The sequence below is a fragment of the Methylogaea oryzae genome (genome assembly GCF_019669985.1).
In the GTDB taxonomy this organism is placed as follows: Bacteria; Pseudomonadota; Gammaproteobacteria; order Methylococcales; family Methylococcaceae; genus Methylogaea; species Methylogaea oryzae.
Window position 1 is genome coordinate 54,854 of sequence record NZ_AP019782.1, and the last position, 21,216, is coordinate 76,069.

11 protein-coding genes are annotated in these 21,216 nt (G+C 65.3%); 1 reads left to right on the forward strand and 10 read right to left on the reverse strand.

The genetic code is table 11. The annotated features are described in order from the left end of the window. Positions 1–205 precede the first annotated feature (205 nt). The 4 genes from K5607_RS00290 to K5607_RS00305 all read right to left on the reverse strand — a co-directional run bounded on the left by K5607_RS00290 (position 206) and on the right by K5607_RS00305 (position 7,182). Positions 206–1,417: a hypothetical protein gene (locus K5607_RS00290; protein ID WP_246598919.1), complete on the reverse strand. Its 1,212-nt coding sequence runs from the start codon at positions 1,415–1,417 to the stop codon at positions 206–208. A 133-nt stretch (positions 1,418–1,550) separates the two neighbouring features. After that, the gene (locus tag K5607_RS00295; protein ID WP_221047858.1) at positions 1,551–4,667 is read right to left on the reverse strand and encodes an efflux RND transporter permease subunit; all 3,117 of its coding nucleotides are present in this window, start codon (positions 4,665–4,667) and stop codon (positions 1,551–1,553) included. After that, entirely contained in the window at positions 4,664–5,848 is a 1,185-nt protein-coding gene (locus K5607_RS00300) for an efflux RND transporter periplasmic adaptor subunit (protein ID WP_221047859.1), read from the reverse strand. The genes K5607_RS00295 and K5607_RS00300 overlap by 4 nt, the downstream gene beginning before the upstream one ends. After that, positions 5,845–7,182 (reverse strand): TolC family protein, encoded by a 1,338-nt coding sequence (locus K5607_RS00305; protein ID WP_425515796.1) that lies wholly within the window; start codon positions 7,180–7,182, stop codon positions 5,845–5,847. The genes K5607_RS00300 and K5607_RS00305 overlap by 4 nt, the downstream gene beginning before the upstream one ends. A 693-nt stretch (positions 7,183–7,875) precedes the next feature. Between K5607_RS00305 and K5607_RS00310 the strand changes: the two genes are divergently transcribed. Then, a complete protein-coding gene (locus K5607_RS00310; protein ID WP_082411522.1) occupies positions 7,876–9,306 on the forward strand; it encodes a porin in 1,431 nt (476 codons plus the stop codon). 125 nt (positions 9,307–9,431) lie between these two features. Here K5607_RS00310 and K5607_RS00315 read toward each other — a convergent pair whose 3' ends face one another. From K5607_RS00315 to K5607_RS00340, 6 genes are all read right to left on the reverse strand, one after another. Further along, positions 9,432–9,743, reverse strand: a complete 312-nt coding sequence (locus tag K5607_RS00315; protein ID WP_054773640.1) for a hypothetical protein — start codon at positions 9,741–9,743, stop codon at positions 9,432–9,434. A gap of 64 nt (positions 9,744–9,807) precedes the next feature. Next, entirely contained in the window at positions 9,808–11,097 is a 1,290-nt protein-coding gene (locus K5607_RS00320) for an ammonium transporter (protein ID WP_221047861.1), read from the reverse strand. Positions 11,098–11,280: 183 nt separating this feature from the next. Next, positions 11,281–12,810 carry a sensor domain-containing diguanylate cyclase gene (locus K5607_RS00325; protein ID WP_054774290.1) on the reverse strand — a complete coding sequence of 510 codons (1,530 nt, stop codon included), beginning with the start codon at positions 12,808–12,810 and terminating at the stop codon, positions 11,281–11,283. Positions 12,811–12,903: 93 nt separating this feature from the next. After that, positions 12,904–14,469 (reverse strand): efflux transporter outer membrane subunit, encoded by a 1,566-nt coding sequence (locus tag K5607_RS00330; RefSeq protein ID WP_221047862.1) that lies wholly within the window; start codon positions 14,467–14,469, stop codon positions 12,904–12,906. 2 nt (positions 14,470–14,471) lie between these two features. Then, the gene (locus K5607_RS00335) at positions 14,472–16,919 is read right to left on the reverse strand and encodes a HEAT repeat domain-containing protein (protein WP_221047863.1); all 2,448 of its coding nucleotides are present in this window, start codon (positions 16,917–16,919) and stop codon (positions 14,472–14,474) included. Positions 16,920–17,085: 166 nt separating this feature from the next. Further along, complete coding sequence (locus tag K5607_RS00340) at positions 17,086–21,165, reverse strand: hypothetical protein (RefSeq protein ID WP_221047864.1); 4,080 nt, start codon at positions 21,163–21,165, stop codon at positions 17,086–17,088. Between the last annotated feature and the right edge of the window lie 51 nt (positions 21,166–21,216).

The following is a 21,216-nucleotide window of genomic DNA, read 5'->3' on the forward strand; positions in this document are numbered from 1 at the left end:
GGACTTGTCAGAGATCGCTTTCGAAAAATGCGATTTTCCGAAAGCTCCCCGATCAATGGCTTAGCGCCCTTGATCGGGGCGACACATCCCTGTGTCGCGGGAAGCTCTGACTTGATCAGAGCTTCCTTAAGGGATCACTATGGCAGAGGCGTTGTAAAAATTCCGTATAAATACCGGCCGGCCTTGGCCCAAAGACCGGCGGCGGCTACTTGGCGATGGTGATGCTGGGCACGCCGAATTGGGGCAGTTCGGTCATGGTCATCTGGAACACTTGCGACAGCAGACGGAACGCCTCGCGGTTCCATTGATAGCCGGAATCCGGCTTCACCGCGTAATAACGGCCGTTGAGGTTGACGCTGACGTCGGCGTCGGACGGTTCGCTGTCGGCCACCAGCACTTCCATGGTGTGCACCGGGTTTTCGCTCACCGGCGGGGTTTGCGGATGCCTGGGCACGTCGTATTCCGGCGCTTCGGCGATGTCCTGGCCGATGAAGTCCAGCACGTTGTGGAAGCTGCGGAAGCGGAAGCTGCCGTGGAAGGGGAGTTCGCCGCCGGGATATTCCGGCCGGATGTCCACGGTGATCGCGTTGGGCGGGCCTTGGTCGGCTTCCTCGTGCAGGCGGATGCGTTCCTCGTTGCTGAGCATGGCCGTATCGTAATTGGTGACCAGGATGTGGCCGGTGACGCGCTTGGACAGCCCGGCCAGGGGTCGGCCCGGCACGTAGTCCACGTTGAACTCCTTTTGCAGGGCCGCCAATTGTTCCGGCGACAACGACGCGGCCGGCACGCTCCAACGCCGTTCGAAAATCAGCGGTTCCACATATAAAGCATGGCGGTCCTGCACGGTGGACAAATGCAGCACGGCTTGGCGGAACAGGGGATAGCCGGTGGCGTCGGACGGCCTGTTGAAATACACGACCTCGCGGCCGTCCTTGCGCATGCGCAGCTCGCCGGCGATCAGACGCAGCACCAGGTCCACGTCGGCGCCCTGGCGCAGCAGCATGGTCAGTTTGGTTTCCTGGATGGGCGTCAGCAGCCGGCGGGTGAATTCCTCGCCTTCCATGGGCACGATGCTGACGGTGGGATTTTCCGACACCGTGCCGCCGAAGATGGGCGTGAGCAGCGAACCCGAGCTGCCGGTGAGGGCGGGGGTGGCGCCGGCGTTGAATTGGAAGTTGAAGGTCGCGGCGATATTGGACACGCCGGTGAAATGCATGGGCTGGTGCTGGTGGGCGCGGGCGATGTTGAGCAGCAGCTGTTTGGACAGGATATCCGTGGTGGCCCGGTCGTAGGCGATGACGGCCCGGTCCAGGGTGGCGGGCGACATGCAGCCCGTCAAGCCGACGGCGAACGCCCAGAGCGCCGCCCCGGCGAGGAGCTTGGACGAAGTCGGCGCGGGAAAGGCATTGGGTGGCATGGAATCGATTGCCTTGGGGGAGTTGGGTTGTCGCCGCGCCGGCGGGGAGTCGGCGCGTGGCGGCGGTACTGTAGCGTGCGCCATGCGTTCGATCAACGCGGGCGTTTCCCGCCTCCCCGGCGGTTGGTCGCGGTCAAACGCCCGACCATTCGTCCTTGCCCGTTTCCGCTACCGGCAGACGGGGGACGAACATGCGGTAAAGCACCGGCACTAGCAACAAGGTCATCAGCGTCGCGCTGAACAGGCCCCAGACGATGACGGTGGCCAGCGGGCGTTGCACGTCCGAGCCCAAGCCGGTGGCCAAGGAGGCCGGCACCAAGCCGAGTATGGCGACCAGCGAGGCGATGAGGATGGGGCGCAGGCAGCGGACCGCCCCTTGGCGTATGGCGTTCTCCAGCGTTTCGCCTTGCAAGCGCAGGTCGGTGATGGTGCGGACGATGAGCACGCCGTTCATGATCGACACGCCGAACACGGCGGCGAAGCCCACGCCGGAGGAGACGTTGATGTTCATGCCGCGCAAATAAAGGGCGACGGCGCCGCCGACGAAGGCGAAGGGGATCGCCAGCAGCAGGATCAGGGCCGCTCGCTGGGAAGTGAACATGGCCAGCAACAAGAGGTAAATAACGGTGATGGCCGTCGGCACCAGCAGCTTGAAATGCTGGCCGGCGCGTTTCAGGTTTTCGAACATGCCCAGCCAGGTGGCGCGGTAGCCGGGAGGGACTTGGATTTCCTGCGCGAACCGCCGCTGCGCCTCGGCGACGAAGCCGCCCTGGTCGCGGCCGACGATGTCGCTGCGCACGGTCAGGCGGCGGCGCCCGTCGGCGCGGGCGATCATGGTTTGGCCGTCGGCGATATCGATGCGGGCCACTTGCGCCAGGGGAATCGGCACACCGTCGGCGTTATAGACCGGCAGCCGGCCCAGGGCCTGGGGCGAGGCCAGGTGCTCCGGCGCGAAGCGGCTGACGATGTCGAAGCGGCGTTCCCCCTCGAACAGCGTGCCGATGGGCGCGCCGCCGATGGCGGTGTCGATCAGCAGGGTGACGTCCTCGATGCGGACGTTGTAGCGGGCGCACAAGGCGCGGTCGGGCTGGATCACCAGCTGCGGCTGCGGCCCTTCCTGCTCGATGCTCACGTCCATGGCGCCGGGCACTTGTTTCAGCAGGGTTTCGGCGCGGCGCGCCAAATCCAGCAGCACGTCGGAATCGGCGCCGGAGAATTCGATGGCCATGTTGGCCGAGGTGCCGTTGGCGTCCTCGGTGACGCTGTCGATGATGGGCTGGGTGAAATTGAAGCGGGTGGTGGGGAATTCGGCGCGGAAGCGCGCGCCTAAAGCGGCCACCAGTTCTTGCTTGCGATGGAACTGCGTCCAGGCGTCGCGCGGTTTCGGCCCCACCATCATCTCGATGCGGCTGGGCGGGTAGGGGTCGGTGCCGCTGTCGTTGCGGCCGGTCTGCACGGCGACGAAGTCGATATCGGGAAATTCCAGGGCGATTTCGCGCAAACGCCGGCCGAACTGGGAGGTCTGCTGCAGCGAGGTGCCTTCGGGGAAGTTGGCGCGCACCCAGGCGACGCCTTCGTCCATATAAGGCAGGAATTCGGAGCCCATGCGCGGCAGGACCAGGACGAATACCGCCAGCAGCAGCGCGCCCGCCCCGGCCACCGCCGTCCGGCGGTGGCGCATCAGCCAGGACAGCAGCGTCGAGTAGCGTCGAGCCAGCCAGATCAACAGCGGGTTTTCCCATTCCCGGTAGCCTTTGCGGAACAGCAGGGTGGCCAGCACCGGCACCACCAACAGCGCGAACAGCATGGCGCCGACCAGGGCGAAAACGATGGTCAGCGCCATGGGACGGAACAGCAAGCCTTCGATATGGGTGAGGGTCAGCAGCGGCAGGAAGGCGCCGACGATCATCAGGCCGGCGAAGAACACCGGCCGCTCCACTTCCAGGGCGGCGGCCAGCACCGTTTGGCCGACGCTGGGGCGGTCGGCCGGTGCTTCGTGCTCGCGTTCGTCCAAGCGCCGGGCGATGTTCTCCGCCATGATCACCGCGCCGTCGACGATGATGCCGAAATCGATGGCGCCGATGGACAGCAGGCCGATGGGGATGCCCGAGCCGTACATCAGCACCAGGGCGAACAGCAGGGAAAAAGGAATGGTGAGCGCGACCAGGGCGGCCAAGGACGGATGGCCGAGAAAGGCCAGCAGCACCAGCACCACCAGGCCGATCCCCAGGGTCACGCTGTGGCCCACGGTGTGCAGCGTGTTTTCGATCAAATGGCTGCGGTCGTAATAGGGCGACAAGCGCACGCCCTCCGGCAAGCCCTCGGCGTTGAGCTCTTCCACCGCCTGTTGGACGTTGGCCAGCACTTCCGAAGGGTTTTCGCCCTTGCGCAGCAGCACGATGCCTTCCACCGCTTCGTCGGTGAGGTTCTTGCTGAAAATGCCCGCGGGGATCTTGGCGTCCAGGCGGACTTGGGCGACGTCCCGCACGGTGATAGGCGTGCCGCCGATGGACTTGATGAAGATCGAGCCGATGTCTTCCTCGCTTTGCAACGCGCCGCGGCCGCGGATGACGAAGGACATGCTGCCGCGGGAAATGACGCTGCCGCCGGCGCTGGCGTTATTGGTCTGGATGGCGTCCACCACGTCGTTGACCGACAGGCCGAAGCGCAGCAGCTGCGCCGGGTCCAACAGCACGCCGTGCTGTTTGGCGTAACCGCCGAAGTTGGACACTTCCGCCACGCCCGACGCCCGCAGCAGGCGCGGAATGACCACCCAATCGTTGAGCGTGCGCAGTTCCATCAGGTCGTAGCGGCCGTCGGACTCCAACTCGTAGCGCAGCATTTCGCCGTAGGCGGTCGCCAGCGGCCCCAGGTCGGCGGCGGCGCCGTCCGGCAATTGCAGGCTGGCGAGTTTTTCCTGAACCCGCTGGCGCGCCCAGTAGCTCTCGGTGCCTTCCTCGAAAATGAGCTGCACCACGGACAGGCCGAAGATGGTGCGCGAACGGATCGTCTCCACTTTAGGCACGTTGCGCATGGCGATTTCCACCGGAATCGTCACCTGCCGCTCCACTTCTTCCGGCGCGCGGCCGGGATAAGTGGTGATCACCTGCACCATTTGGGCGGAAATGTCCGGGTAGGCGTCGATCTTCATCTGGCTGAACGACCACAGGCCCAGGGCCGCCAAGGCCGCGGTGCCGATCAGCACGATCCAGCGGTAGTGCAGGGCGGCGCGAATGAGGACGGGGATCATGGCTGCGCCGTCGCCTGTGCCTTGGGAGGCGCCTTGGCTTGCAGCAGGGCTTGCACCACCAGCGGCTTCAGCAGGATGGCGCCGGTGCCGATCATCCGCTCGCCGCCTTGGAGGCCTTCCAGGATTTCCACCCGGTCGCCGGCGCGCTCCCCCACCTGGACTTCCGTGACTTTCCACAGTCCGGCGCCGGTTTCGGTGAGCACGTAATCGGCATTGGTGATGTGCAGTACGCCGTCGGACGGCGCCAGCACGGCCTCCCTAGGGTCGGTGCCCAGGCCGATCTCGGCGTACATGCCGGGCTTCAGCCGGCCGTCCTGGTCGTTGAGCTCGAAAAAGACCCGCAGCGTGCGCCGTTCGGGCGACAGGGCGGGGGCGAGGCTGCGCACGACGCCGCGAAACACCTGGTCCGGCAACCCGAAGAAGGTGGCTTCGCAGGCTTGCCCGGCGGCAACCAGGGCGATGCGGACTTCCGGCACGTCGGCCATCACCAGGGAGGCGCCGCTCGGAACCTGGGCCAGCAGGGCCGGGTCGATGCCGGCTTGGAGCAAGTGCCGTTCCAGGTCGGCGTGGCTATGGGTGGCCTGGGACAGCGCGCTTTCCGCTTCGAATACCGCTTTCTGTCCTTCCAGCTGCGTTTGCAGCAAACCGGCCTCGGCGGCGCTCAGATCGCGCACCGCTTCCGTGCCGGTCGCCACCAGCTTGCGCAGCCTTTCCACCACCTTGCCTTGCGAATTGAGTTGCGCCGCGGTCAGTTCGCGGGTTTTGCTCAGCTGCTTGGCGGCGAATTCTTTTTCCGTGTCCGCTTTTTGCCAGTCCGCGTAGATGCCCGACAGTTCGACGCTGCTGAATTGCCAGCGATCCTCGACGGCGCCGCTGCCGGGGCGCAGGCGCGCCATGACGGCGCCGGTCACCGACAGCAGCGGCGTTTTAATGCGCTCCCGCTGCACCGTCGCCAGTTCCAGCTTCTTTTCCAACAGGCTGCCCGGTTGCACGGCGATGAGCCCGGGACCTGCCAGGGTGACCGCGTCGGGTTTGGCCTTGTCGGCCGGTGCGTCCTCCGTCGACGGCCAAAGTTGCCAGATCGCCACCGCGACCAGCCCCGCTGCCAGCAGCCAGACGGGGCTTTTCGGCCGGATCGCGTGGTGAGCCGGGTCTTTACCGATAGGAAGCCGGGGATTCATCGCAATACCTGTTTACCGAGGGCGGCGTTGAGGCCGTAGAACGAATGCCAGTAGTTGGAGCGGGCGGCGATGTGCAAGCGGTAGGTCTCCCGGTAGGTGCGTTGGGCGTCCAGCACTTCCATCAGGGTCTTGCCGCCCAGTTCGTAGGCCGCGCGAATCTTGTCGCGCACGTTGCGCGCCGCGTCGAGCTGGCCGGGGTCGTCGGTGGTCAAGACCTGGTAGGCGCTGTCGTAGGCCTTGACCGCCTGGTCGATTTCGGCGCGCAGCGCCACCAATTGGGCGTTCAGGTTGAGTTCGGACTGGGTCTGGATCGAGCGGGCCTTGGCGATGTTGCCCTGGTTGCGGTCGAACAGGGGCACCGACATGTCGACCCCGACGCCCCAGGAGCTGGCGTCGGGAAAACCGACGGCTTTTTCCTGGAACTGGCGGGTATAGCCGACGCGGGGAGTGACCTCCGGGTAGGCCTTGCGCTCCTCCAGCTGCACGTTGGCTTCGGCCTGCGTCACTTGGCGCCGCAGGGCGATGAGGTCCGGCCGGTTTTCCTCGGCCACGGCGAACGCCGCTTCGGAGGACAGGGGCTGCGGCAGCTTGGCGATGTCCAGGCTGCCCTGGATTTTCAGGGCCGCCGCGTCGGTATAGCCGAGAAAGGCCCGCAGGCGGCTCAGCGCGCCTTCCAGCGCCACTTCCCTGGCCCGCACTTCGCGCCGGCTGCTGAAAATCGACAGGCGCACGCGGTCCAGTTCGACCGTTCCGACGCCGCCCAGTTCGACCCGGTTGGCGGTGATCTTTTCCAGCTCGGACAGATTGTTCATGTCCTCCCGCGCCAGCTGCAGCGTGGCCTGGGCTTCCAGCACGTCGTAAAAAGCGGAGATGGTGCCGGCGATGCGCTGGCGCACCAGGTCGGAAAAGCCCGCGGCGGCGACGTCCACGCTTTTTTCGGCGGCCATCACCGCCGCCGCGCGCTTGCCGAACAGGAACCAGTCGATGGGAAACGCCGCGCCGGCGTCGAACTGGGGCGGCCCGCCTTGGCGAGTGACGGTGAAGCGCCGGTTCAGGGGCATGAGCGAGCCGCCGGTGGACAAGGTCGGATTGGGAGGCAGCCCCGCCGTCATCAGATCCGCCTCCGCTTGGTGCACGCTTTCCAAACCGGCGCGGATTTGCGGGTCGGCGTCCAGCGCGCGCTGGATCGCCGCGTCCAGGGTGAATGGCTGTATGTCGGCCGGCGGGTTGTCAGGTGCCGGCTTGCTCGGTTCCGCGCTCTGTTGGGGAGGCGCTGCCGCTGCCGCTGGTGCTGGTGCTGGTGCTGGTGCTGGTGCTGGTGCGGCGTCGCGCATGAACACCGGCAGGGGAGGCGATTGATATTCTCCGGTCGCGCAGCCGTTCAACGCCAAGCCGGACAAAAGCAAAAAAAAAGGGAGGCCGTCGGCGTATTTCCAACCGCTTCGGCTTTTAAGAAAAACGTGTGTGTTCCGCATAGGGTTTGCCGGACGCCTTAATGTCCTAATTCCGTCGGTAACCGAGGGTGTTATCCAGGATGCTTTCTCGCCCGGCGTTGGTTTAAGTATCGCATGGTGTCGGTTCAATCACACTGCCGCCGGATAGGCGCCCGCGGACGGGCCATTTTAAGCCGCGATCGTTTCAATCGGATGGCCGCCTCCTCTCGGTTTTAGCCGGTGATGGCGCCTTGCGGCGCGAGGCTTTCCCCGTTTTGTCCGGCGGCGGGAATCTTGCGGTTTTTTGCTTACTGGGGGCTTATTTCTCTTCAGCGGCGGGCGATGTCGGCCGGGCGGGCGAAGGGAGTCGCGGCATGCCGCGTTCGGGCGCAATCGTGGCGCTTCCTTGCACCGTTGGTGTATCAACTTTGGGCGGGATGCACAGCGGTGGTGCGGGAAGTTTTGCGCCGACGGCGACGGAATATTGCTTAAGTCACTGATAATCAATGAAATGCGTAGATGGCACCAATCGTGCAGTAGGGATGTCGTAAAGCCTTAAACCGGCAGCCTAGTACTTATCGAAGGGGTGTGCAGATGAAAACAAAAGCATCGAGCTTGGTCGCCAGGACACTGGCTTTTGGCGTGCTGGCCGCCTTGGCCGCGCAGTCCGCCAATGCGGACGCGGTCCAGGCCGAAGAGCCTGGCGCGAAGACGGTTGAGGGCGAGGCGAAGCACTGGACCGACGCCAGCGGCTTGGCCGAGGTGCTGGGCGTCAACGTCAATGAAGCCAAGTTCATGAAGGACTGGAACTTGAAGTTCGGCGGTTGGCTCAACAGCAGCGTGTCGGCCAACTTCCACAGCTCGCCGGACAAATACAACGGCCCGGTGACGTTCAACGACCGCACCGGCGAATTGCAGATGAACCAGCTGTATCTGTATTTGCAGAAAGCGGTCAACGTCAGCGGCGATGCCTTCGACTGGGGCGGCCGGGTGGACTTCATGTACGGCACCGACGCCATTTTCACCCAGGCTTACGGTTCGCCGGCTTTCGATCCGCGCACCGGCGCGCCGATCAAGCGCGGCAATTGGGACTTGCACCTGAACAGTCACGGCGACCGTTTCTACGGCATGGCCATTCCGCAGGCCTACGCCGAGTTCAACCTGCCGGTGGGCAACGGTTTGTCGGTGAAGGCCGGCCACTTCTACACGCCCATCGGCTATGAAGTGGTGACGGCGCCGGACAACTTCTTCGTCACCAAGCCGTACACCATGCAATACGGCGAGCCTTTCACCCATACCGGCGTGTTGGCCAGCTATGCCGTCAACTCCAACTGGAGCGCCACGGCCGGCGCGGTGACGGGCAGCAACACCGGCGGTTGGGACGGCAACTGGAACCGCGATCTGGGCAACTGGGCGTTCCTGGGCGGCGCGACCTGGACCAGCGACGACGCGGGCACCTCCCTGGCGCTGACCTCCACCGCCGGCGGACGCAGCGAAGACTCCAGCTCGCCTTGGGCCATGTACAGCTTGGTGGGCAAGCATAACTTCACCGATAAGCTGCATTACGTGATCCAGCACGACCACGGCTTCGCCAACAACGTGATTACGGCGCACAGCGCGCGCAACGGCACCGGTACGGAAAACGCCCGCTGGTACGGCATCAACCAGTACCTGTTCTACGACATCGACGACAAGCTGTCGGCCGGCGTGCGCGCCGAATGGTTCCGCGACCACAACGGCTTCCGCGTCTGGGGACCGGGGCGTTGCGGCGCCAGCACCAACGTCAACAACGGCGCGGGCGACACTTATGCTTGCGGCGGCACCACCGCCGCGACCAACGGCGCTTATCCGTGGGAAGGCAGCAACTACTACGCGGTGACGGCCGGGTTGAACTATAAAGCCACCAAGTGGCTGACGGTACGGCCCAACCTCCGCTACGACTGGACCGACAAAACCCAGGCGTTCGACGCGGGCCGGCGCAAGGATCAGTTGTTGTTTACGACCGACGTGGTCATCACTTTTTAGTCGGGGTTTTTGGCCGGGAGTCGGCCAAGACGACCTCCCATCCTGCCAAGGATCGGCTTCAGCAACGCTTTTGGTGGCGTTCTCTCGGTACGGCGTTCGCGGTTAAAACCGCAAACGCCGTTTTTTTATGAGCAAAGGCTTTGCGCCCGGTCGCTGATGGCCTGCACCTGGCCCGTGCCGTCCACCCGCCAGCGGTAGCGGATTTCCATGCTTTTGCTGGCGAGGAAGGCGCGCTCCACGTCCACGCCGCCTTCCGCCGGGAACACGCGCCAGCCCAAGTCGCGGTGGCTGGACGAGAGTTTATGGCCCAGGTATTGGTCGATGGTTTCGCCGTCGGCGCAGGGATGGCTTTTGACGATTTGCTCCGCGTCGGCTTCGCCGGCCGCCCCGTAGGCGGGGGCGCCCAGTGTCGCCAGCAGGATCAGTAATTTTTTCATGCTCGGTCTCGCAGTCTCGGAGTGGGCGAGTCCGGCGCCGGCCGGTATCCGGCGCCGGCCGCGTTCACATGTTGTAGCCTTTGGAATCGTGCTGGGCGATGTCCAGGCCCTCGGTTTCCTCGTCGGCGCCGACGCGTATGCCGAGCACGGCGTCCAGCCCCTTGAGCAGGACGAAGCTCACCGCGCCGCTCCAGGCCAGGGTCACGCCCACGCCGAACGCTTGCAGCGCCACCTGCCCCAACATCCCCGATTCCGCGGCAAGGCCGCTGCCGCCCAGGGATTCCGCCGCGAAAATGCCGGTCAACACTGCGCCGGCCATGCCGCCCACGCCGTGGACGGGAAACACGTCCAGGGCGTCGTCCACCTGCCAGCGGCGCTTGATGACCTGGATGGAGAAAAAGCACAGGCCGCCGGCGGCGATGCCGATGAACAGCGCGCCGCCCGGTCCGACGAAGCCGGCCGCCGGCGAAATCATGCCCAGGCCCGCCACCATGCCGGTGATGATGCCCAGTACGCTGGGCTTGCCGTAACGGATCCACTCGATGCTCATCCACACCAGGGCGGCGGCGGCGGCGGCGATGTGGGTGGTGAGCATGGCCATGCCGGCGGCGCCGTTGGCCATCAGCGCGCTGCCGGCGGAAAAGCCGTGCCAGCCCACCCAAAGGATGCCGCCGCCGGTGGCGGTCATGGTCAGGTTGTGGGGGGGCATGGGCGTGCGGGGAAAGCCTTTGCGCGGCCCCAGCATCAGCGCCGCCACCAGGGCCGCGATGCCGCCGCTGGTGTGCACCACGATGCCGCCGGCGAAATCCATCACCCCCAGCCGTTGCAGCCAGCCGCCGCCCCACATCCAATGGCACACCGGCACGTAAACCAGCAGCAGCCACAGGCCGGTGAAGGCCAGCAGGGCGGAGAATTTCATGCGCTCCGCCAAGCCGCCGACGATGAGCGCCGGGGCGAAAATGGCGAAGGTCAGGTGGTACATGACGAACACCGATTCCGGCAGGTTGCCGTGCAGGGTGTCGGCGCCGATGCCGGCCAGGAACAGCCGCGACAGACCGCCGAGCGCGTCGTTGCCCTCGGTCAGTGCCAGGCTATAGCCGGCAACCACCCACAGAATCGAAGCCAGGGACGTGATGGCGAAGCAGTGCATGAGCACCGACAGCACGTTTTTGGCGCGCACCAAGCCGCCGTAGAACAGCGCCAGGCCGGGCACGGTCATGAACAGCACCAGCGCGGCGGAAGTGAGTATCCAGGCGGTGTCGGCTGAGTTGAGCTCTTCCGCCGCGGCCGCCAGCGGAGCGAGCAGCAACGCGCCCGCGGAAACTAAAGGCAATACCCGTTTATTGTTATTCATGGCCACCCCGAAAAGTCGGCGTTTGGTTGGGGTGCGGACTCGCGGGGCAAGTGCGTCGCACCATATTGGGGCGAATTCGCTTGGAAGGCCCCATTGCGGGGCATATTCTGCCCCATGGCGGGGCGCGTGGCTACGGGGCGGCGGACGATGGCCGGGGAGGCCGTGTTGCGCTTAGGGGCGGGATCAGCGGCGGCGGGCGCCGCCTGTTTCCGTTTTGGCGGCGTACATCTTGTCGTCGGCGGCCCGCAACAGCTCGTCCGCGGTGTCTCCCTCGTCGGGAAACACGGTGACGCCGATGGATGCGGCGATGGAGCGGGACTCGTCGTGCAGGCGCATGGGCGGGGCCAAGGCGGCCTGGATTTTGTCGACCACCCCGGCGATGTGCCCGTTGCTGTCCACCTCGGAAAAAATGATGGTGAATTCGTCGCCGCCGATGCGCGCGACGGTATCCGAGCGGCGCAGCACGCCTTCGAGCCGCCGCGCCGTTTCGCACAGGTAGGCGTCGCCGGCGGCGTGGCCGAAATCGTCGTTGATGGCTTTGAAACCGTCCAGGTCCACGAACATCAGCGCGCCCCGTTTGCCGTGGCGCTTGGCCTGCGCCACCGCGACCCTGAGGCGGTCGTAGAACAAGCGGCGGTTGGGCAGGCCGGTGAGGCTGTCGAAATTGGCCAAACGCCACATTTCGTCTTCCAATCGCTTATTGTCGGTGACGTCCCTGGCCGTGCCTTCCACCCCGACGACGTTTCCTGCCGGGTCTTTGCAGTAATGGGCGTTGGTCGAAACCCACACCATGTCGCCGTTCTTGTGCTTTAACGCCTTGCGGTAGCCGAACACCGCGCCGCCGTTTTGTTTAAGCTCCACGGCGATATCCTTCCTGATGCTGGGGTCGACATACAGCTCCTCCGTCTTGCGGCCCAGCAACTCTTCCGGACGGTAGCCGAGCAGGCTGGTGACCGAAGGCGACAGGCGGATCAGGTTGCCTTCCAGATCCTCGCGGAAAAAAACGTCCTGCATATTGTTCAGGATGGTGCGCAGCTCCTCCTCCGAGCGGCGGATGGTTTCCGCGTCCCGTGCGCGCAGCTCGATTTCGTGCCGCAGGCTTTCGGACAATTCGTCCTTTTCCAACCCGTAGCGGATATTTTCCCGCACCGCGTCATGGACGCGCCGCGCCGTGCACAGCAGCACCAGGGTGTGGACCACCATCATCAGCGCCATCAGGCGATATATCTCGCCGTCCTTTCCGGCCAGATAGGCGGTCATCATGAGCATGGCCGGCAGCATGAAGACTTCGCTGCCACCGCGGACGGCGCTGTGGACCGTGGCGCTGGAAGCGCTCATGCCGCCGATCAGCAAGGCGAAGCCCGCTTCGATGGCCACCACGTCCGGCAGGATCAAGGTGCCCATTCCCCAGACGGTGCCGGCCGCCGCGGAGCCCAGCAAGTAGCCGGATTTCCAGCGCTGCCAATGGGTGATCGCGCCGCGCGCCGACAGGCGCTGGAACCGCGCGGTGAAAAACACTCTGACCAGGTAGATGGCGAGCATGCCGCCGGACCAGGCGAACAGGCTCGGGGCGGATACGTAGTTCTTCAACAGGTAATAGGCCAACCCCAAACAGGCGAAAGAGCCCGCCAACGCGGTATGGCCGTGGCGGAACAGCAGCTTTACCTGCTCCACGGCGGTTTTGCGTTGAAGGTTGGAGTCGAGGGCGTTCATGGTACCGGTGGTTTGGCGGTGCGCCCTATGGTAGTGCGGCGCGGCACGCGCAACAACACAAGTCGGCTTGGCCTCCGGCGCCCTGCGGCCGGCCTACGGCTGTGGCGGCGGCGCTTCCGCTTCCTCGTCCAGCATCCCGCCCCAGTCGGTGCGCTCCGCCATGGCGCGGCGGATGTCTTCCGGCACGATTTCCCGCCCTTCGCGCAGCTCCCAGCCGCCGCCCAGGGCCTTGTACATGGCGATGAGGTGGCGCGCCACATCGCCCTGGCTGCTGGTGAGGCGGTCTTGCTGCTGCACCAGGAACTGCTGGGCGTTGAGCACCCGGTTGTAGTCCTCGATGCCTTCCCGGTACTGGGCCAGGGAAATGTCCACGGCGCGGCGCGAGGCCTCCACGCCTTGCTGCAAATCGGCCACCTGCTCGCGGGTCTTGAGGAAGGCCACCATGGCGTCCTCCACCTCGCGCAAGGCTTTCAAGACGGCGTTCTGGTAGCCGATCAGCAGCTCTTGGAAGCGGGCGTCCTGCACCCGCACGTTGTTCTTCAAGCGGCCGTAATGCAGGATCGGCCAGGTGACGGTGGGGCCGATCTTGGCCGCCATGGCGTGGGCGCCGAAGACGTCGAAGGCGTCCACGCCCTGGGTGGAGCCGGCCAGCAGGCCGATGCTGCCTTGCAGGGAAAAGCGCGGGAACAGGTCGGCTTGGGTGACGCCGATCATGGCGCTTTGCGCCGCCGCTTTGAATTCTTCGCGGCGCACGTCCGGCCGGCGGCGGACCACTTCGGCGGGGATGCCCACCGCCACGTCCGGCGGCGCGCTGGGGATGGCGCCTTTGTTGCCCAGCAGGTCGGCCAGATGGTCGGGCGGCAGGCCGAGCAGGATGCTGAGGGCGTTTTTCGATTGGCGCAGGCCGATTTCCAAGGAGGACACCAGGGCGCGGGTGCCGTGCAGCAGCGCCTTGGCTTGCTGCACGTCCAGTTCGGTGCTGATGCCGTTGCGGTACTGCGCTTCGGCGATGCGCAAACTGCGCTGTTGGATCTCCACGTTGTCCCGCGCCAGCGCCAGGCGCTGCTCGAAGGCGCGGATTTGCGTGTAGCCGGACGCCGCTTCGGCGGTCAGGCTGACCAGCACGTCGTCGTAATCCAGCAGCGACGCCTCCAGGTTGGCGTCGGCCGCTTCCACGCCGCGGCGGAATTTGCCCCATAGGTCCACTTCCCACAGCGCGTCGAACCCCATGTCGAAGGCGGTGTAGATGCGGTCGAAGTTGGTGAGGTTGGGGCTGTTGCCGCTGAGCTGGTTGTGGGACAGGCTGCTGCCCAGCTGTTGGGTTTGCGGGAACAGCTTGCCCTTGGCGATGCCCAATTGCGCCCGCGCTTCCATGATGCGCACCGCGGCGGCTTGCAGGCCGGGGTTCTGGCGGTAGGCGGTGTCGATGACGTTGTCCAGCGCTGGGTCCTTGAATATTTTCCACCATTGGCGGAAATCGCCGCGCTTGAGCGTGGTGTTGTCCTTGTCCAGCCAGTTCTCGGCGGTCTTGATTTCGGGGGCGATGAAATCGGGGCCCAGCTTGAAACAGCCGCCGAGCAGGCTGGCCAACGCCAATACCGCCGTGATGGGCAGGCGCCCCCTTTTTTTCCGGTGGCCGGAGCCGCGATTTCCGCTCATCCTCAGTGCCCCTGCGTGCTGGAGATTTTGATGGGCACGATGGCCGGCGGCGGAGCCGTTTTGGCGTTGTGGCCGTGGGCCGCCGGATTGGCCCGGCGGTTGGGGCTGCGCGGCTGGCCGGCGGCGGGCGGTTCCAGGTTGAGCGCGGGCAGCGCCACGTAACCGATGAACAACAGTGCCAGCAGGCTTATGGGCCAGAACGCCAGCCAGAAGGGCAGGGTCGCCCGCAAGTATTCCACCCCCCGCATGATGCGAATTTGCTCCCCGGTGTGGGCGATGTAGTCCTGGTATTCGGCGGCGTCGAACGCGCGCAGGAAATTGAGCGCCTGGAAGAATTCGCCGCTGCGGTAGTTTTCGTAGGCGTTGCGCAGGAACAGGTTGAGCGCTTTCAGCTGGCGCTTGTGGGTATGCGGCCCTTGCGTCTGCGCCAGGTACATGACCACGTCCTCGACGTTTTCCGCTTCCTGGGGCAGGGTCAGGTGCGGCACGATGTAGCGCCACAGGCTGGGACGGGCGTGATGCACGGCGTAAACGTGGTCGAGGTAATGCAGCAGCACGTCCAGGGCTTCCGGCGATTCGATGGCGAGCAGCGCGCCTAACGCCTGGGTTTTCACCGACAGTTCTTCCGGCGTTTGCTTCAGGGTGTCCACCAAGCCCTGGACGGCGGCTTTTTCCTCCTCGTCGCGCCAGCTGGGGGCGGCGTCGCCGACGATGGAATTGCTGGCCGTGCCGTCGTTGAGCACCAGGTCGATGATGTATAGCGCCTTCTGCTTGTCGCCGACGTTGGCCAAGGCGGTGACGGCCCAGGCGCGGCCGAAAGCGTCGGAGTTGCTGCGGTAGTTTTGCAGCATGCGGACGATTTCGGTGAACTTGGGGTCGCTGGAGCCCTGGGTGTCGCGGATGGCGAAATTGCCCACGGCGATGGCGGCCAGCCGCCGCACTTCCGGGCTTTGGTCGCGCATCAGCTCGAACACCAGCGGCAGGGTGTAGGGATTTTTCAGCTCGGCCAAGCGCCAGGCGGCGTTGGCGCGCACCGCCGGATCGGGGTCGATGAGCAGGGCGTCGGTGCGCTCGCTGTAGCGCTGTCCCAGCACTTCGACGATGTCGCGGTAAATCTCGGCGGACAGCCCCATGAGCGGTTCGCCCGCCGCCGGCGGCTGGTTTTCGGCGGAGAGTTTCCTGAGGCCGTGGCGCACGTATTCCTGCTCGAAAGAGGCGCCGGACAGCTTTTGCAGGGGCGGGTATTTGTCGCGGTTGAGGAAGTCGGCGACGGACTTGGCCGGCGCGACGCCGTAGAGGGTCCGAACCCGCACGCCGAAGGCGGCTTCCAGGAAGGCGTCCAGGCGGGCCTGGGAGTAGGAAATGACCGGCAGGATTTTCTTGCGGTAATCCAGCAGCGGTTGCAACGCCGGCTGGCCGATACGCTGGAAGCCCCGCAGCACCGCTTCGCGCTTGGCCAGGTAGAGGTCGAGGAATTGCCGGTTGAGGCGTTTCTGGCGGGGGTATTCCTCGTCCAGTCCGTCGTAAATGTCGATCAGCGGCTTCACCAGGCGGATGTCGTTGCCGTAGTGGCCGACCATGAAGTCGATGAATTCGACTTTGTGGGATTCGTCCACCTTGCCGTCTTCCAGCAGCCCCAGCAGCGCGTGCAGGCGTTCCTCCGCCTGGCGCTCGCGGAAGGCGGTTTCGTCGGTGTCCAGCAGGCTCCAGGTTTCCAGCAGGGTTTTGTAGCGCGCCTGGGAAATGGCGTTTTCCTTGAGCAGGTCTTCCACGTTGCCGCGCTCCAGGGCGTGGCGGCGCATATTGGTGCTGGATACGGACGTGGCGTTGAGCTGGGCTCGCACTTCCGACAGGTCGCGCTCCTGCTTTTCCCGCAGGTTTTGCAGCACTTCGCGAATGCGGGAGTCCTTCTGCATCAGGGGCCACAATTCGTCCCAACGCACGTCGCGGGTGGCCCCGCTTTTGGCGGGCGGGGCCGGCGTCGCGGCCGGGTTCGCCTCGGTTGCGTTGCCGGGGGCGTTCGCTGCGGACAGGGGGAGGCCCAATATCCAGGCCTTTTGCACGTCCTTTTCCGCCAAGGGGCGCGGCTGGTTTTGCGACAGAGCGGCGAAGGGCCGGTCGCCGTAGGGGATCTGCGTGGCGCTATACAAATAGCCGCCGACGAACAACAGCAGCACCAGCAGCGCCTGGAAAACGATCTCCCCCCAGAATGAGGCGGTGAACACGCGATAGAGCAGGTACACGGCGAGGAAGACGAAGGCGCCCAGTTGCAAGGCGGGCGGCCAGTGCAGCAGCAGCGGTTCGGATGCGACGATGAGGCAGGCGGCGCCGATGAGGAAATAGAGGATCAGGCTGGCGATGAGCCGATCCTGATGGGATTTGGATTTGTGGCGGAACACCAGCAAGGCGATGGCCGCCGCCAGGGCGATGAACGTGGTGAAAAACATCATGGGCGATATTCCGCTTCTTGTTATGGTTGCGCGCCGCGGGATGATAAGCAGACAAAGCGAAACCCCAGCGCCTTGCCCTACAGGGGGAGAACCAAAGCAAAGGCATCAAAGCCCGCTTTGTCTGCTTATCATTCCGGCGCCTGTGGCGTGGGCCGACCGGCGGCGCTTACGCCGCCGCCGCCCAAGCCTCGCCGTTATTGGCCGCCAGGTGTTGCCGCAGAAATTCCCGCTGCTCCTCGCCCAGGCAGGCGGTGGGCAGGCTGATGCGGCAGCCCTGGCGGGCGTTGTCTATGACGAAGTGCTCCTCGCCGTCGATGACGCTCAGCACGCCGACGAACTTGCCGCCGTTTTTGCCTTTGCCGTCGCCGACCAGTTTGCCCCGCTCCAGGCCTTTGCCCGGACGCAGGCGGATTTCCGGGGCATCCAGAGTTTGCGCCGCCCACGGGGCGTGGCGGTTGACGGTGATGCTGACCGCGTCGCCGTGGACGGCGAACACGCCCAGCGTGTCGTCGGCGACGGCGATCGCCTGGTTGAGCGATTCCAGCACGCTGCGCGGTGCCATGGTTTCCACGTGGATGTCCATGGGCGACACCGGATGCTTGGTGGACTGGATTTGCGCCTGGTTGGCGGTGTCCGCTTCGCCGGTGAGGTTCATCAAATCGATGCCGTGGCTGAGGAAGCCCTGATAAATCCAGGACGAGCCGGGAATCCAGTGGATGACCCGCCACACCGCTTGGTTGACCAGCTCTTTGCGGCGTTCGCCGAGGACGAATTCGACGATGAGGCCGTCGCACAAGTCGATCAGGCGGCGGTTGACCAACCGCAGCGTTTCCGGCGACAGCCGCTTGTCGTATTTGCGCCGCAGCGGCTCCAGGGCGTCGGACAGCACCGTTTGATACGGCCGCGCCGCTTGGTCGCGGGCGTTGCGGTTCATGTAGCAGGAACCGTGGCGCACTTTGTCGCGGGACTGGGGCTGGCCGTGGTTGAAACGGATGCCGCCGATCTGGGCGAACACCATGTTTTCTTCCGCCGCGTTGTTGGCCTCCTCGATCCCCAGCCGCTCGTCCGGCGTGCGGTGGACGGTGACGACGCCGCGATGGGCGCGGATGCCGAAGCGGTGCAGGGCGTCCTGCACCGTGTCGGCCCAATAGAAATAGGGCGTGAGGAAGGCCGGCGCGTTGGAAAACAGCGTGGCGTTGTAGCGCTCCACCATGCGGGCGATATAGCGCCGGTCGATGTACAGCTCGGCCCGCGCGCCGATGCGCTCCAGCACCGGCCGGCCTTGCCAGTAGCGCACGCCGCAGTGGATCAGCCACAGCGCCGAGAGGAACAGCGCCGCGTCCAGCACGTGGGCCAGCATGGGCACGCCGGCGATGGACTGGAACGGCGCGGTCAATACGGCGAACACCGGCACGCCGAACAGGGTGGCTATCACGATATAGGCGGCGAATATGGCGTAGGCGCGCACGAACTCGATGGTGTTTTCCGCCCGCGCGGCCGCCTCCCTTTCCAGGGCCGCCGTATCGGGCGAGTCGATGGCCTGCCCCGCCGCGTTGCGGCCGACCCGGTTGGGGATTTCCACTTCGTAAACCACGGTCTGGAAGTCGCGGAATGCCTGGATATCGGCGAGCTGCAGGTCGTGGCGGATTTCCAGGTGCTCTAGGCCGGCGCGATCGCCGTTGGCGGCCAAGTCCTGGCGCAGGGCCAGCGCGCGCTGGGCCAGTTGCAGCAGGATTTCCGTCAGCACCGCGTGGGTCGCCACCGGCACCAGGGTGGCCGCTTCAGAGCGGCGCCGGCCGCAAGTGCCGTCCGGGGCCCAATGGCTCAGGTTGACGAAGGTGTTGGGCAGCAGCGGGTCTTCGGGATGGTAGCCCTGGCCCAGGGCTTGGGTCATGGAGTTGAGGAAGCTTTGGCTGAGCACGAAGCAGCGCTCGGTGCCCACCAGTTCCCGCGCCTTGCGGATGGCCGCCAGGGTGGATTGGGTCTGGGCGGAATTGCTGACGCCGATGAACAGCGTTTTCTCGCCGTAGCGGCCGATGCCTTCGCGCTTGGTGCGCTTCATTTCCTTCAGCACGTTGCCGGAGTTCTCGGCGCGGATGCGCAGGCCGGGCAGGATGGAGTGCAGGGCCTGGGCGAATTCGTTGACCAAGTCCTGGTTGAAGTCCACGCCGAACAGCACCAGGTCGTGCTTGGACGGGTCGCGCTGCGGGTCCAGCAGGTTCTGGAACAACAATTCGCTCAGGTGCTCCATGGCCGGCACGTTTTCACCCCTGGGGCCGAAGGAGTCCACCACTCGCCGCAAAATGTAGGGAATGTCGTCGATATCGCGCCGGACTTCTTCGCCCGGCGCCTCCTTGCGGTTGTGGCGATCGATCTTTTCGTTGCAGGTGATGGCGAACCAGCCGCAAGGCGTGTCGCGATCCGCCGGCACGGTGCCGGGGGCCGGCTGCGGGATTTGCGTCAGGTCGTCGTCCGCCAGCGCGCGGTTGTAGATGCGAATGGGGTCCTGTCCGGGCTGGGGGCGGTATTCCACCGTGGCGTACTGGCCGTCCTCCAGGTAAATCTGCACGGCGTCGTCGTCGGCATCGCCGCGTTGCAGGGAGGAGGTGACGCCTTGCGGTTCGGCGCTGCCGAAAATTTCGCCCCTGGTGCGGTTGTGGCCGATGGAAAAAGCCTGGGTGAGAGAAAAGACGCCCAGGCGCGGCTCCAAGGTGGTGCAAACCATGAGGGCGAATTCCCCCACCATGTCGCGGGAGGCGCGACGCATCACCCAAGCCAGGTTGTGCTTGTAGAACGCCGTTTCGAAAGCGGCGATGTAGCGTTCGGCGGCGGCCTCAATCATGTCCGCGCCGATGCTGCCGCGCAAGGCCTCGCGGATTTTTTGCTTGGCCGCATCGCTCAGGTCGTCGATGGAGCGGGCGTCTGGCTTGAGCAGCCGGTCGCCCAGTTCCGCGCGCGCCTTGCTCACGGCCAAGTCGATGTCCTCGGCCCAACCGTACAAGCGGTACAGGTCGAAGCGGCCTTGGCATACGTCCCGGTTGAAATCCAGCGCCGTGGTGAAATAGGCGTAGCGCAGCGACTTGTAGGCCAGGCCTTGCGTGTAGACGAAATCCACCCATTCGGCGACGCTGCGGGAGTCGGAATTGCCTTGGGAGGTGGTGGCCGGCATGGCGGTCGTGAATACCGCGCGGGCTTCCAGTTGGCTGAAATATTGCCGCACTTTTTGGCCGTCGACGGTGAATTCCAGGTGTACCCCGTCCATGTCGCCGTTGTGGGCGATCATGTTGAACACTTCGCCGAAGTGGCTGACCAATTGGCCGTCTTCGACGCGGTGGTGCATCATCGCGTCGAAGTGTTCGTACCAGTGGGGCTGGGCGTTGTGCCAATGGGTAGCGCCGCCCGTGGCATAGCGCAGGTGCAGCAGGATCGCCTCGAAATCGCCGGTTTTGGCGTAGCCTTCCCGGCCGGCTTTTTTCAGCAGATTGACGATTTTGCCGCACACCACCTTGACGATGTCTTCGCGCTTGCCCTTGACGGCCTTGTCGAAAATCACCGACAGGGCGTCGAGTTTTTTCACGATGATGGAAAAGCCGCCCGATTGGCCGCCGCGGGTGGACGCCTCGCGCGCCAATAGCTCCACCAGTTCGCGCAAGCGGTCCGACACCAGCAGGGGCGATGCCTTGTCCTCTTCGGTCAGGCGGTAGCGCACGGCGAAAGCCGGCCCGCAGGCCAGCGGCGACGCGCCGCCGCTGAAGATGGCCCGGATGTCGGGCAGGGAGATCATGGCCAGCAGCGAGCCGGCGGCGAAATACAGCAGCGCCAACCGGCTGGCCGGGCCGGGGTGTTCGATGCCGGCATACAGCACGGCCGCGGCGGCCAGCGCCAGCAGGTTCATGGCGATGCCGCCGGCGGCCACTAGGCGGCATCGCAGCGGCGACGTCAGGGCGTGTTCCAGCCGGGGAGGCTGGGCGGAGCATTGCGGAATGGCGCGGTAAGGAAGCAGGCTGCGGGCCAGATCGCCGGGGGCTACGCCTTCCAGGATGGCTCTGCCCGACAAGGCCGCGCGGTCGCCGGTGGCGAAAAACAAGGCCAGGGCGTGTCCCAGGCCGTGCAGGGGCATGGCCAGGGCGTTGCTCCAGCGTAGCGGCAGCAGCAGGGCTTCCGCGCCGGCGCGCCCCAGCGTGGAGGCTAAACCGTCTTTAAGGGCTAGGCGCGCGACACGGTCGAAGTGTTTTGCTGTTGGCATGGCACGGTCCCATTTTTGTTTTTCTCGTTACCAAGGTGCGCATTCTTCGAT